Raw genomic sequence first — 12493 nt, 5'->3', positions numbered from 1 at the left:
CGGGATCACTCCGCGATCGTCGTCACCGTCAGGGCCTTGTCGGCGGCGATCTCGGCGGCCGAGAACGGCAGCCGCACCCATCCCTTGCGGGCGTGCAGAAGAGTCTGGTCGGCGAAGTGCGGCGATCCCGGATCGGTGGACTGGGAATAGGTGAGGATGGCGTCGGCCACCGGGCCCTTGGCGTCGAAGGTCACCACCTGGATGTAGCTGGAGCCGTGGAAGGGCACCAGGCCCGACCCCACCCACGCCGACTGCTGGGCGTTGAGCACCCCGTCGCTCCCCTCGCCCCCATGGACCGGGATCTTCTGATCGCCGCGCACCGCGTACTGCACCTGGCCCCAGGGGGCGTCGAGGGCCACGCCCTTGGCGGCCAGCAGCTCGACGGCGTCGGCGAGCGCCGTCTTGATCTTGGCGCTGGCGGCGGCGTTGAGGCCGCTCGGGGTGTGGACAGGGTCGGTGGGGTCGAAGGGCGTGGCCCAGAGGCCGGGAATGCGCTCGGCCTTGCGCCAGAACTCCACGAACAGGTGGGCGCCGCGGCTGTCGACATTCATCCGCCGGTCCCACTGGGCCAGCACCGTGCAGGCGTCGGCGAGGCTGACGTCCTGGCCCGCCGTGCTGGTCCCGCTCGGCGCCTCGACGCACAGCTTCAGCAGGTCGGGGATGGCCAGGTCGGCCGCCAGGTTGCGGTTGCGGTAGAGCATGGCCTCGACGGCGGCGGGGTCGATGGCCTTGCCCGGCAGGCCGTCGGTCCCGGCCAGGCGGGCCTCGATCTCCATCAGGCCCGAACGGGTGCGCAGGTTCTGGGCCACGGCGGTGGGCCCGACGATGGGCGCGAAGGCGGCCATCGGCGCGCGGGCGTTGGCCAGCCAGTAGCTGTCATTGCTGTTGGCCACATAGTCGGTGCGGATCTGGGCGGGCATGGCCTCGCCGGGCGTCAGGCCCGGGGACGGCGTCCCGGCGGCGACCTGCCACTCGCAGGCCGAGCGCGCGCCATCCAGCACATAGATCCGCGCCGTGGCGGCCAGCGGCCCCAGGCCCGAGGGCGGGGCGCAGGTCTTGGCCAGCTCGGCGGTGACATTGGGGGTGGCGGTGATGTCGGCGTAGAGGACCTCGCCCCTGCGGTCGCTGGCGATGGTGTTCACCCAGGGTATGCCCAGGGTCTTGCTGATCCCGGCCTTGATCTCCTCGACGGAGCGGGCGCGGGCGATGTCGAGCCAGGTGTCGCCGGAGCGGACATTGTTCTTATTGGCGTCGCGCAGGGCGTAAGCGGTCTTGGCGCTCCAGGCCACCCCCACCTGGGGCATGACCACCAGGGGTCCATAGATGGATGTGTAGACCGTTCGCGTCTGGGGCGGGCCGTCCTTGACCTCAACGGTCACCGCCTTGCTGGCCATGGTCAGGCGCTTGCCGTCGACGAAATAGGCGGTGGGATCGGCCGGATCCAGGCTGAGTTCGAAGATCGTGAAGTGGCGGTCGGTGGAGACGGTGTGGGTCCAGGCCACGTCCCTGTTGAAGCCGATGGACATGCCCGGCGCGCCGCCGATGGTCACCCCCATGACGTCCAGCTTGCCCGGGATCGTCAGGTGAACCTGGTAGAACCGGTTGGTGGTCTCCCAGGGGAAGTGCGGATTGCCCAGCAGGACGCCGGAGCGGTTGGCGGTGACGTCGCGGCCGAAGGCCCAGCCGTTGCTGCCCAGGCCAAACTGCGCCGGATCGGCGGGCAGGCCCGGCGCATCCAACGCCGCCTGGGCCTTGAGGGCCGGCGGGGCCGCGGCGTTGATTTGGCGCAGCCACGCCCCGCCGCTGGCCTGGATCATCCGCTCCTCGTTGAGGCGCAGCATGTCGTCGAGATTGATGGGCCGCAGCCAGGCGGCGTCGCGGCAGGCGACGGGCAGGCGGGCCTTGGGAGTGTCGCGCAGGAACCGGTTGTAGCCGACCACATAGCCCAGGACGAGGTTGCGGTAGTCGGCCGACAGCTTGTCGAAATTGGTCTTCAGGGCCGCGACGTCCAGATTGGAGCGGAAGAAGAAGTCGCTCTCCAGGTTCTTGGTTTCGGTGAACGCGATGGTGGTGACGCCGTCGGGGCCGAAATACTTCGAGCGCTCGCCGTTGACGGTGACGACCTTGTCGGCCAGCAGGCAGAGATTGTCCTGGGCGAAGGCGTAGGCCTGGCCGTAGCCGATCCCGCCATAGTCGGCGGCGCTGATGTGGGGAACGCCATACTGGGTGCGGGCGATCTTGGCCTTGAAGGCGGGAGCCGCCTGCGCCCCGCCCGCCGCCAGACAGACCACCGCCGCGCCCATCAGCGCCGAAATCCTACCCCACATCACCCGTCCCTCCCGGGCGCGTTCGCCGCGCCGCGTCGGACTCAACATGACGGCGGTGACCAGGGGTCAGTCAACGCCGGCGGCGGCGCGGGGCCTAGCTTGCCAGCCGTCGGCGAGGAGCCATGTCGGCGCGGGCCGCGGCGGCCGGGGCGCCGGTCTCGAAGCGGCTGATCAGCCGGCTCAGCTCGCCGGCTTCGGAGCGCAGGCTGCTGGCCGCCGCGGTGGTCTCCTCCACCATGGCGGCGTTCTGCTGGGTGACCTGGTCCATCTGGTTCACCGCGGTGTTCACCTGGGCCAGGCCCACCGACTGCTCCTGGGCCGTGGCGGCGATCTCGCTGACCATGCTGTCGATCTCGGCGACCCGGTCGACGATCCGCTGCAGGGCTTCGCCGGTCTGGCCCACCAGTTGCACGCCGGACCCGACCTGCTGGCTGGAGGCCGAGATCAGGGTCTTGATCTCCTTGGCGGCCTCCGCCGAACGCTGGGCCAGGGCCCGGACCTCGGAGGCGACGACGGCGAAGCCTCGCCCCGCCTCGCCCGCGCGGGCGGCCTCGACCCCGGCGTTGAGGGCCAGGAGGTTGGTCTGGAAGGCGATCTCATCGATCACCCCGATGATCTGGCTGATCTGGCTGGAGGACTGCTCGATCTGCGCCATGGCGGCGACAGCCTGCTGGACGACGTCGCCGCTGGCCTGGGCGTCGCCGCGCGCGGCCAGCACCACCTCCGAGGCCGCCCGCGCCCCCGACGCCGTCTGGCGCACCGTGGCGGTGATCTCGTCCAGGGCCGCGGCGGTCTGCTCCAGGCTGGCGGCCTGGTGCTCGGTGCGGCGCGACAGGTCGTCGGCCGCCGAGGAGATCTCGTCGGACCCGCCCCGCACCGCCGAGGTCGAGGTGGAGATCGCCGCCATGGCCTCGCGCAGGCCATCCAGGGCGGCGTTGAAATCGCTCTTGATCCCCTGGAAGCGAGGATCGACCTGGACGGTCATGGCCGCGGTGAGGTCGCCTCCCGCGAGCCGCCGCAGGCCCTCAGCCAGGGCTGCGACCATCTGATTCTGCTGTTCCTCGCTCTGGCGGCGCTCCCTCTCGGCCTCGATCCGCTTGCTCTCCAGAGCCTCCAGATAGACGGAGATGGCGATGTCCATGTCCAGGAAGGTCGCCTTGGTCAGGGCGCCCACCTCGGCGGCCACCGTCTTGACGTCCGGCCCGCGCGCCCCGAAGCCGCCCTTCGGCCAGCGCGCCTCCAGAACCTTGGTTAGCAGGGACTCCAGCACCAGGGCGTAGCCGCCGACGTACCAGCTGGGCTCCAGGCCGATGCGGGCGTGAACCTCGCCCACCTTGGTGACAGCCTTGGCGTAGGTGTCGTCGAACTGGCCGCTGGAGATCATGTCCCAGTGACCGAGCTGCCGGTTCTGGGCCGCGGTCATGTGCGCGTCGCTGGAGAAGTGCGCCCGGGTCTCCGGCGTCGCCCGCACCTGGTCGTAGAACCCATCCAGGGCGGCGGGCAGGGCCTTCATGACCACCGGCTTCAGGCTTGCGATGCGCGCCTGCGCCTCCTGATCCAGCTTCATGAAGCGGAGGCGATCGTCGATGGTACGCGGCATGGCGGAAATGCACCCAGATTGAGTAATCCGGCGAAGCTGTGCGGTGAGGGTTAAGGCCCCCTTAAGGACGCGCGGCCGCGACAATCAGCGCGACGGATGGCGCCCGGCGTGGCGGCGCCACCCTGGCGTGGCCATGCGGGGGCAGGATCGGCTCAGACGGCGCAGGGAATCGCCCGCCCCTATCGCGTGCGCGCCCGAGTCCGGCTAGAACGCGCGCCATGAGCGCCCAGCCTGCGAAGACCCTGGCCGAGACGGCCGCCGAATACGGCCTGAAGCCCGAGGAATACGACCTCATCCTCCGACGCCTGAACCGGGAGCCGACCCCGGTCGAGCTGGGCGTGTTCTCGGTGATGTGGAGCGAGCACTGCTCCTACAAGTCCAGCAAGATCCACCTGGGCAAGTTCCCCACCAAGGGTCCGCGGGTGATCTGCGGGCCGGGCGAGAACGCGGGCGTCGTCGACATCGGCGACGGCCAGGCCTGCATCTTCAAGATGGAGAGCCACAACCACCCCTCCTATATCGAGCCCTATCAGGGGGCGGCGACCGGGGTCGGCGGCATCATGCGCGACGTCTTCACGATGGGCGCGCGCCCCATCGCCCTGCTGAACGCCCTGCGCTTCGGGGATCCGAGCCATCCGAAGACCAAGCGGCTGGTGGCCGGCGTGGTCAGCGGGATCGGCGGCTACGGCAACTGCGTGGGCGTGCCCACCGTGGCCGGCGAGACCAATTTCCATAAGGGCTATGACGGCAACATCCTGGTCAACGCCATGTGCGTGGGCCTGGCCGACGCCGACAAGATCTTCTACTCGGCCGCCCCCTCGGCGGGCTTGGCCGTGGTCTATTTCGGCTCCAAGACCGGCCGCGACGGCATCCACGGCGCCACCATGGCCAGCCAGGAGTTCGACGACGCGTCGGACGAGAAGCGCCCCACCGTCCAGGTCGGCGACCCCTTCGCCGAGAAGCTGCTGATCGAGGCGACCCTGGAGCTGATGGCGTCCGGCGCCGTGGCCGCCATCCAGGACATGGGGGCGGCGGGCCTCACCTCCTCGTCCGTGGAGATGGCCGGCAAGGGCGAGGTCGGCATCGAGCTGGACCTGGACATGGTGCCCCAGCGCGAAGAGGGCATGACCGCCTACGAGATGATGCTGTCGGAGAGCCAGGAGCGCATGCTGGCGGTCCTGAAGCCCGGCCGCGAGCATGACGGCCACGCCATCTTCGAGAAGTGGGGCCTGGACGCCGCCGTCATCGGCCACACCACCGACACCGGCCACCTGGTCCTGAAGCACAAGGGCGAGACCGTCTGCGACGTGCCGCTCGCGCCGCTGTTCGACGACGCCCCGCTCTATGACCGGCCCTGGGTGCAGCCGCCGCTGCACGCCCGCCTGGAGCCCGCCGACGTCCCCGAGCCCGCCGACTACGGCAAGGCCGTCCTGAAGCTGATGAGCGCCCCGGACATGGCCTCCAAGCGCTGGCTCTGGGAGCAGTACGACCGCCACGTCATGGCCGACACCCTGGAGGACAGCGCCACCGGCGCCGACGCCGGGATCGTGCGCGTGCACGGGACCAAGAAGGCCCTGGCCATGACCTCCGACGTCACCCCGCGCTATGTGCAGAACGACCCCTATGAGGGCGGCAAACAGGCTGTGGCCGAGGCCTGGCGCAACCTGACCTGCGTGGGCGCCGACCCCATCGCCATCACCGACAACCTGAACTTCGGCAACCCCGAGCGCCCCGAGATCATGGGCCAGATCGTCCGCGCCATCGAGGGCATGGCCGAGGCCTGCCGGGCCCTGGACTTCCCGGTCGTGAGCGGGAACGTGTCGCTCTACAACGAGACCAATGGCGCCGCCATTCCGCCCACCCCCACCGTGGGCGCCGTGGGCCTGCTGGCCGATTCCACCAGGCGCGCCGACTTCGCCGGCATGAAGGCCGGAGACACCCTGGTGCTGCTGGGCGAGACCCTCGGCGAGCTGGGCGCCAGCATGTACCTGCGCGAGATCCTCGGCCGTGAGGACGGCGCCCCGCCGCCAGTGAACCTGGCGATGGAACGCAGGATCGGCGACTTCGTGCGCGCGGAGATCGAGGCGCGCCGGGTGACCGTCGTCCACGACCTGTCCGACGGCGGCCTGGTGGCCGCAGCCGCCGAGATGGCCCTGGCCTCCAATGTCGGGATCACCCTGGAGCTCCCCTCCAAGCTGCCCGACCACGCCCTGCTGTTCGGCGAGGACCAGGGCCGCTACCTGATCGCGGTGGCCGATCCCCTGCCCCTGCTGAAGGCCGCCCATGCGGCCGGCGTCGCCGGCGAGGTGGTGGGCCACGCCGACGGCCAGGCCCTGGCCTGCGCCGGCATCTTCAGCGTCTCCCTCGACGACCTGCGGGCCAGCCACGAGGGCTGGATGCCGGCCTATATGGGATAGTCGCCCTCCCTCCCCCTCATGGGGAGGGGCAGACCGCGACAGCGGTCGGGGTGGGGAGCACCGGGAGGCTTCCCCACCCGTCTGACGCTTCGCGTCATCCACCCTCCCCATGAAGGGGAGGGAGAATCGCCCCCCTAGGTTGTCCTGATCACCGTCTACCGCCAAACCGCGACTGCGGTCAGGTTCGCGCTCCCTGAAACGGAGCCTTACCTATGAAGAAATACATGATCGAGCGGGACATCCCCGGCGTCGACAAGATGAGCGCCGACGAGCTGAAGGGCGCGGCGGCTGTCTCCAACGCCGCCCTCGCCAAGCTTGCGCCGCGCGTCCAATGGCTGGAATCCTTCGTCGCCAAGGACAAGACCTTCTGCGTCTATCTGGCCGAGGACGAGGCGGCGGTTCAGGAACATGCGAAACTGAGCGGCTTCCCGGCCAACAAGGTGACGCAACTGACCGGCGCCATCGACCCGGCCACGGCGGGCTAGGAAGGTTGGGGATCCTGCAGATGAAGGAGCGCCCAGTGCTGGACGTGACCGTGGTGCTGCTCGACGACGGGCTGTCCTCGACGGCGATCATGCCGGTGGAGATCTTCCACTCCGCCGGCACCCTCTGGAACGACCTCCACGACCAGGAACCCCAACCCGCCTTCCGGGTGCGGACCGTGTCGCTCGGCGGCGATGCGGTCCGCAGTCCCTACGGCCTGTCCATCACGCCGGAAGCGGCGCTGGACGACATCGAGCGGACCGACATCATCATCGTGCCCACCTCGGGGCTCGACCTCGATCTGAAGCTCGTGGAGAACAGCGCCCTGCTGCCCTGGCTGAAGCGGCACTACGCCCGGGGCGCCTATGTGGCGGGCGTCTGCATGGGCGCGGCCTATCTGGCCGAGGCGGGCCTGCTGGACGGGCGGATCGCCACCACCCACTGGGCGGTCTCCGACCGGCTTTGCGCCCGCTATCCCAAGGTGCGGTGGCGTCAGGACCTGTTCGTCACCGAGGACAGCCGCCTGTTGTGCAGCGGCGGGGTCTACGCCTCGATGGATGTCAGCCTCTATCTGGTGGAGAAGCTGTGCGGCCACGAGGTGGCGCTGAAGTGCGCCAAGGCCCTGCTGCTGCCCATGCCGCGCATCCACCAGTCGGGCTATGCGGTCCTGCCGGTCTCCCAGCCGCACGACGATTCCCGCATCCGCCAGGTGGAGGCCTTCCTGCAGACCAACCTGTCCCGCGACGTCTCCACCCAGGACCTGGCCGACCACGCCGGCCTGGGGGCGCGGACCTTCGTGCGGCACTTCAAGGCCGCCACCGGGCGGCTGCCGGCGGCCTACCTCCAGGCCCTGCGGATCGAGGCGGCCAAGAACATGTTGGAGCGCGACGCCAAGCCGATCCAGTCCATCAGCTCCGAGGTCGGCTACGACGACGTGGCCTTCTTCCGCAGCCTGTTCAAGCGGATCACCGGCATGACCCCCACCGACTATCGCGCCCACTTCGCGCCCCTGGGCGTGCGGGGCCAGCCGGTCCTGCCGGCGCCCTAGTTACTCGGAGAGCGCACGCTCCAGCATGCGCAGGACCGAGGCGGCGAAGGCCTCCATGTTGGCCTTGCGGTCGTCCGACGCGGTCTCGATGGTCATGGCCATCTCGATAGGGCCGGAGATGGCGATGCAGGTGTGGCCCGCCGCGTCGCCATAGGGATTGCCGGTGGGCCCCGCCGCCCCGGTCTCCGAGACCCCCCAGGTGGCCCCAAACCGCTCGCGGACCGTGCGGGCCAGCAGCATGGCGTAGGGCTCGCTGGCCGAGCGCATGCCGGCGACGGCTTCCCTCGGCAGCTCCAGCAGCACCATGCGGGCCTTGCCGGTGTAGATCACCCCGCCGCCCAGATAGTAGGCCGAGGCCCCGCCCACACTGAGCAGCGCCGCCGACACCAGGCCGCCCGAGGAGCTTTCGGCCACGGCCACCGTCTCCTTGCGGGCCTTGAGCTGAACGCCGATGGTCTCGGCCAGGTCGTAGAGCGCTTGCATCGGCGGGTTCCTCTTCCTCGTTCCCATCGTCATCGCCCGTCCGCGCCGCCGGGGCAACGCCGCGATCGCCCTGACGCCGCGTCAGGATTTTCTTGGCTTGGCCCCGCCTCGGGCTAATGATGCCGGCAATTAGAACAGCTGAGATTTTCGGAGGAACTATTCATGGACGCCCATTCGCAATGGACCGGGCTCGACGCCGGTCGGCTGGAACGCATCACCGACCATATCGAGCGCAACTATATCGGCCCGCAGAAGATCGCCGGCTGCCAGATCTCCGTCTCCCGGCACGGCCACTCGGCCTATCAGAAGTCCTTCGGCTCCATGGACCTGGAGCGCGGCAAGCCGATGATGGATGACGCCATCTTCCGCATCTATTCCATGACCAAGCCGATCACCTCGATCGCGCTCATGACCCTGTACGAAAAGGGCTATTTCCAGCTCAACGACCCGGTCAGCCGCTTCGTGCCCTCCTGGAAGAAGCACCGGGTCTGGGTCTCGGGCGAGGGCGAGGACATGGTCACCGAGGCGCCCAAGCGGCCGGTCTCCTTCAAGGACGTGCTCTCCCACTCCGGCGGCTTCACCTATGGCGGCGGCCTGCCGGGGGTCGGCGACCAGCACCCCGTCGACAAGATCTATCGCGGGCTGAAGGTGCGCAGCGTCGGCGGCAAGGACTCCATGATGGAGTTCCTCGACAAGCTCGGCCAGGTGCCGCTGCTCTACCAGCCCGGCGAGCGCTGGATGTATTCGCTGGCCACCGACATCTGCGGCGCCCTGGTGGAGGTGATCTCCGGCAAACCCTTCGCCCAGTACCTGCAGGAGGAGATCTTCGGCCCCCTGGGCATGACGGACACCGCCTTCTTCGTGGCGCCCGACAAGATCGACCGCTTCTGCGCCAACTATCAGCGCGGCCCCGACAAGAAGCTCAAGGTGATGGATGACCCCATGACCAGCGAGTTCACCCGCGAGCCCGGCTTCAAGTCCGGCGGCGGCGGCCTCACCGGCACGACGGCCGACTACATGCGCTTCTGCGAGATGCTGCGCCGGGGCGGGGAACTGGACGGTCACCGCGTGATCGGCCCGCGCACCCTGGAGATGATGCACATGAACCACCTGGCCGGCGGCAAGGACCTGACCCAGATGGCGATCGGCGGCTTCTCCGAAACCGCCAACGAGGGCGTGGGCTTCGGCCTGGGCTTCGCTTCGACCATGAGCCAGACCCAGACCGCCACCCTGGGGGCGGGCGACTACTACTGGGGCGGCGCGGCCTCCACCATCTTCTGGGTGGACCCCAAGGAGGACCTCTCGGTGGTCTTCATGACCCAGCTGATGCCGTCGGGCACCTTCAACTTCCGCGGCCAGCTGAAGAGCCTGATCTACTCGGCCATCATCGACTGAGACCGGCGGCCCCTCTCCTGATGGAGGGGGGCCTATCGGTCGCCGTCGCGGATCCAGCGGACGACGCCGCCGGCCTCGTCGGTCCCGCCGTCGAAGGCCCAGCCCTCGCTCAGGCGGACGGCGTTGCGCACCGCCGCCGGGGCGCGGGCCAGGCAACCGGCCTCCTGACCCTTGATGGGATAGAGACCCGCCAGCAGCTTGCGCTTCTTGGCCGTCTGGCCGTCGGGGATCGGCGCCTCGCACCTCGCATACCAGAAGCGGACATTGGTGATCCGCCCCTGTCCGTCCGACGCCATGGGCCGCAGGCCGTAATAGAAGGCGCCCGGCTCCGGCGGGGTCTGGATCTGCACCACCACCGGGTCGCCGGCCGCCAGCCGGTAGGTCTGGACGGTGGGGTCGGAGCCGGCAGAATCGTCGTTGCGCTTGACGTCGACCAGCGTGCTGGGGCCCACCACGACGGCGCTGACGCACTTGGGCCAGGAGGCGGCTGGGCTGCGGGGATTGAACTTGCAGGCCGGCTCGACGGCGGCCCAGAGCCCCGGCCGCAACACCGGCGCCCCGACGCTGTCGGCCTCGGTGAACAGCGGGCGTTCGGAGCTCACCACCCCGCAGGCCGACAGTCCCAGGGCCAGGCTGAGCGCGACGATGATCCGCAGCATGAAACCGACCCCCCGATCCAAGGCTTGTTAAGCTTTCTAGCGCAGAAACGATCTCCTGAGAGGCGCGATTCCCATGCCCATGCCCATCGCCGATCTGGAAGCCTCGCTCCGCGAGGGTTTCCCCGACGCCGAGATCCAGGTCGAGGACCTGGCCGGCGACGGCGACCACTATCGCGCCCGCATCGTCTCGAAGGCCTTCGCCGGCCTCTCGCGGGTCAAGCAGCATCAACTCGTCTACGCCGCCCTGAAGGGCAAGATGGGCGGCGAGTTGCATGCGCTCGCCCTCGAGACCCAGGCCCCGGGTTAGGCCGCCATGCGCTACCGGCCCTTCGGCGCGAGCGGCAAGGCGGTTTCGGCCATCAGCCTGCTGCTGCGCGAAGCTCCCAACATGACCACGCCGCACGCCTGGCGGACCCTGGCCTTCTCGGCCATGGAGAGCGGCGTCAACTGCTTCGAGATCACCGCCGGGTCCGACATCATGGCGCTGGGGGTCGGCGAGGCCCTGCGGGCGGTGGAGCGCCGGCTGATCTCGATCGGCTGGCGTCTGCGCGGCGATCCCCGCAAGGTGCTGACCGCCGAGGCCATCTCCCTGAGCGTCCGCGGCGGCCTGGCCAAGACCGGCGCCGGCTATTTCGACCTGCTGATGATGGACGAGGCGGCCTTCGAGACCCTGGCGCCAGACGCCCAAGGCTATCTGGCCGACCTGCGGGCCGCGGGCCTGGCCCTGCACATCGGCGTGGTGGGGGACGGCCCCTGCATCGACACCTGCATCGACAGCGGCGCCTTCGACGTGCTCGCCACCCCCTTCAGCCTGATCTCCGACTGGAAGGCCCGGCGGCGGATCAAGGACGCCTCGGCCCGCGACATGACCATGATCGCCTATGACCCCTTCCCGCCGGCCCTGTGCCGGCCGGGGGGCGGCGGCGTGGTTCCCAAGGCCGGCCTGTTCCGGCGCGCCGAGCCCCTGGCGGGCGCCGGCACCTACGCCTTCCTGCATCAGACCCAGGGCTGGTCGGCCGAGGAGCTGTGCCTGGCCTATGCGCTGACCGAGCCCGCCTTCGCCACGGTCCAGGTGGAGCAGTTCCGCGCCGAGGCCATCGAGCGCCTGGCCATGATCACCGACAAGGATCTGCCCACCGGCGTGGCCGCCCAGATCGAAATGGCCCGCTTCAGCGCCGACACCGTCGAGCAGCGCCGCGCCTGAGCAAACGGCGCCACGACCGCGGCCAATCGCGCCAGAGCTTGACCCGCAGGCCCCGGCTCCCTAGCTCTCAGCCGTACGTTTCGACGAAAGAGCCGTCCCATGACCGACGCCCCCGCCAGCAACCCCGTCCACGACTTCATCGCCAAGACCGTGGCGGAAAATCCCGTGGTCCTGTTCATGAAGGGCGTGCCCGAACAGCCGCAGTGCGGCTTCTCGGGCATGGTCGTCCAGGTGCTCGACCACCTCGGCGTCGACTTCGTGGGCGTCAATGTCCTGCAGGACAACGCCCTGCGCGACGGCATCAAGACCTTCAGCGACTGGCCCACGATCCCGCAACTTTACCTGAAGGGCGAGTTCGTCGGCGGCGCCGACATCGTCAAGGAGATGTTCCAGTCGGGCGAACTCAAGCCCCTGCTCATCGAACAGGGCGTGCTCGCCGCCTAAGCCGGTCTCCCGTGACCAGGCTGCTTGAACCGCCCGAAGGCCAGCAGGTCTTCGAGGCCAGCTTCACGCCGCAAGCCTCCGATATCGACGCCAATGGCCACGTGAACAACGTGGTCTATCTGCGCTGGATCCAGGACATGGCCACCGCCCACTGGGCCGCCCGCCAGCCGGCGGCGGACCAGGCGCGCTGGGCCTGGATCGTCCTGCGCCACGAGGTGGACTACCGGCGCGCCCTGCTGCCGGGCGAGACCGCCCGGGCCCGCACCTGGGTCGCCCCCAGGCCCGAAGGCCCGCGCTTCGACCGCTACGTCCGGATCGATGGACCCGACGGCGCCATGTGCGCCCAGGCGGTCACCTCCTGGTGTCTGATCGAGGCGGCCACCGGCCGCCCCAAGCGGGTTCAGCAGGACATGGTCGACCGCTTCCTCTGAGG

The 12493-nt window shown here is 69.5% G+C and carries 12 protein-coding genes; 8 read left to right on the top strand and 4 right to left on the bottom strand.

What is annotated here, in order from left to right:
* Positions 1–5: 5 nt before the first annotated feature.
* A complete protein-coding gene (locus AC1RN5_RS03850; RefSeq protein ID WP_493039936.1) occupies positions 6–2327 on the bottom strand; it encodes an acylase in 2322 nt (773 codons plus the stop codon).
* A 94-nt stretch (positions 2328–2421) separates the two neighbouring features.
* Positions 2422–3927, bottom strand: a complete 1506-nt coding sequence (locus AC1RN5_RS03845) for a methyl-accepting chemotaxis protein (protein WP_493039935.1) — start codon at positions 3925–3927, stop codon at positions 2422–2424.
* 218 nt (positions 3928–4145) lie between these two features.
* On the opposite strand from AC1RN5_RS03845, the gene purL reads away from it, so the two are divergent.
* From purL to AC1RN5_RS03830, 3 genes are all read left to right on the top strand, one after another.
* Positions 4146–6344 (top strand): phosphoribosylformylglycinamidine synthase subunit PurL, encoded by a 2199-nt coding sequence (gene purL, locus AC1RN5_RS03840; RefSeq protein WP_493039934.1) that lies wholly within the window; start codon positions 4146–4148, stop codon positions 6342–6344.
* A gap of 212 nt (positions 6345–6556) precedes the next feature.
* Entirely contained in the window at positions 6557–6829 is a 273-nt protein-coding gene (locus AC1RN5_RS03835) for a DUF4242 domain-containing protein (protein ID WP_493039933.1), read from the top strand.
* 20 nt (positions 6830–6849) lie between these two features.
* The gene (locus AC1RN5_RS03830) at positions 6850–7875 is read left to right on the top strand and encodes a GlxA family transcriptional regulator (protein ID WP_493039932.1); all 1026 of its coding nucleotides are present in this window, start codon (positions 6850–6852) and stop codon (positions 7873–7875) included.
* Here the strand turns inward: AC1RN5_RS03830 and AC1RN5_RS03825 are convergent, their stop codons facing one another.
* The gene (locus AC1RN5_RS03825) at positions 7876–8358 is read right to left on the bottom strand and encodes a CinA family protein (RefSeq protein ID WP_493039931.1); all 483 of its coding nucleotides are present in this window, start codon (positions 8356–8358) and stop codon (positions 7876–7878) included. It lies immediately after the preceding gene.
* Positions 8359–8520: 162 nt separating this feature from the next.
* On the opposite strand from AC1RN5_RS03825, the gene AC1RN5_RS03820 reads away from it, so the two are divergent.
* Positions 8521–9753: a serine hydrolase domain-containing protein gene (locus AC1RN5_RS03820; RefSeq protein ID WP_493039930.1), complete on the top strand. Its 1233-nt coding sequence runs from the start codon at positions 8521–8523 to the stop codon at positions 9751–9753.
* Positions 9754–9785: 32 nt separating this feature from the next.
* Here the strand turns inward: AC1RN5_RS03820 and AC1RN5_RS03815 are convergent, their stop codons facing one another.
* Positions 9786–10412 carry a hypothetical protein gene (locus AC1RN5_RS03815; protein ID WP_493039929.1) on the bottom strand — a complete coding sequence of 209 codons (627 nt, stop codon included), beginning with the start codon at positions 10410–10412 and terminating at the stop codon, positions 9786–9788.
* 73 nt (positions 10413–10485) lie between these two features.
* Between AC1RN5_RS03815 and AC1RN5_RS03810 the strand changes: the two genes are divergently transcribed.
* The 4 genes from AC1RN5_RS03810 to AC1RN5_RS03795 all read left to right on the top strand — a co-directional run bounded on the left by AC1RN5_RS03810 (position 10486) and on the right by AC1RN5_RS03795 (position 12491).
* A complete protein-coding gene (locus AC1RN5_RS03810) occupies positions 10486–10719 on the top strand; it encodes a BolA family protein (RefSeq protein WP_304699239.1) in 234 nt (77 codons plus the stop codon).
* A gap of 6 nt (positions 10720–10725) precedes the next feature.
* Positions 10726–11616 carry an aldo-keto reductase family protein gene (locus AC1RN5_RS03805; protein WP_493039928.1) on the top strand — a complete coding sequence of 297 codons (891 nt, stop codon included), beginning with the start codon at positions 10726–10728 and terminating at the stop codon, positions 11614–11616.
* 99 nt (positions 11617–11715) lie between these two features.
* Positions 11716–12060, top strand: coding sequence for a Grx4 family monothiol glutaredoxin (gene grxD, locus AC1RN5_RS03800; protein WP_493039927.1), 345 nt, complete (start codon positions 11716–11718; stop codon positions 12058–12060).
* A gap of 11 nt (positions 12061–12071) precedes the next feature.
* Complete coding sequence (locus AC1RN5_RS03795; protein WP_493039926.1) at positions 12072–12491, top strand: acyl-CoA thioesterase; 420 nt, start codon at positions 12072–12074, stop codon at positions 12489–12491.
* Positions 12492–12493: the final 2 nt, after the last annotated feature.

It is taken from the genome of Phenylobacterium sp. GW821-FHT12F10 (genome assembly GCF_058806695.1).
The sequence above is the reverse complement of the archived record's forward strand: the minus strand, read 5'-3'. Positions and strand labels throughout refer to the sequence as shown.

Bases quoted from the DNA above. Each gene is read 5' to 3' on its own strand.
- AC1RN5_RS03850 (WP_493039936.1), bottom strand. From the start codon at position 2,327: ATGTGGGGTAGGATTTCGGCGCTGATGGGCGCGGCGGTGGTCTGTCTG.
- AC1RN5_RS03845 (WP_493039935.1), bottom strand. From the start codon at position 3,927: ATGCCGCGTACCATCGACGATCGCCTCCGCTTCATGAAGCTGGATCAG.
- purL (WP_493039934.1), top strand. From the start codon at position 4,146: ATGAGCGCCCAGCCTGCGAAGACCCTGGCCGAGACGGCCGCCGAATAC.
- AC1RN5_RS03835 (WP_493039933.1), top strand. From the start codon at position 6,557: ATGAAGAAATACATGATCGAGCGGGACATCCCCGGCGTCGACAAGATG.
- AC1RN5_RS03830 (WP_493039932.1), top strand. From the start codon at position 6,850: ATGAAGGAGCGCCCAGTGCTGGACGTGACCGTGGTGCTGCTCGACGAC.
- AC1RN5_RS03825 (WP_493039931.1), bottom strand. From the start codon at position 8,358: ATGCAAGCGCTCTACGACCTGGCCGAGACCATCGGCGTTCAGCTCAAG.
- AC1RN5_RS03820 (WP_493039930.1), top strand. From the start codon at position 8,521: ATGGACGCCCATTCGCAATGGACCGGGCTCGACGCCGGTCGGCTGGAA.
- AC1RN5_RS03815 (WP_493039929.1), bottom strand. From the start codon at position 10,412: ATGCTGCGGATCATCGTCGCGCTCAGCCTGGCCCTGGGACTGTCGGCC.
- AC1RN5_RS03810 (WP_304699239.1), top strand. From the start codon at position 10,486: ATGCCCATGCCCATCGCCGATCTGGAAGCCTCGCTCCGCGAGGGTTTC.
- AC1RN5_RS03805 (WP_493039928.1), top strand. From the start codon at position 10,726: ATGCGCTACCGGCCCTTCGGCGCGAGCGGCAAGGCGGTTTCGGCCATC.
- grxD (WP_493039927.1), top strand. From the start codon at position 11,716: ATGACCGACGCCCCCGCCAGCAACCCCGTCCACGACTTCATCGCCAAG.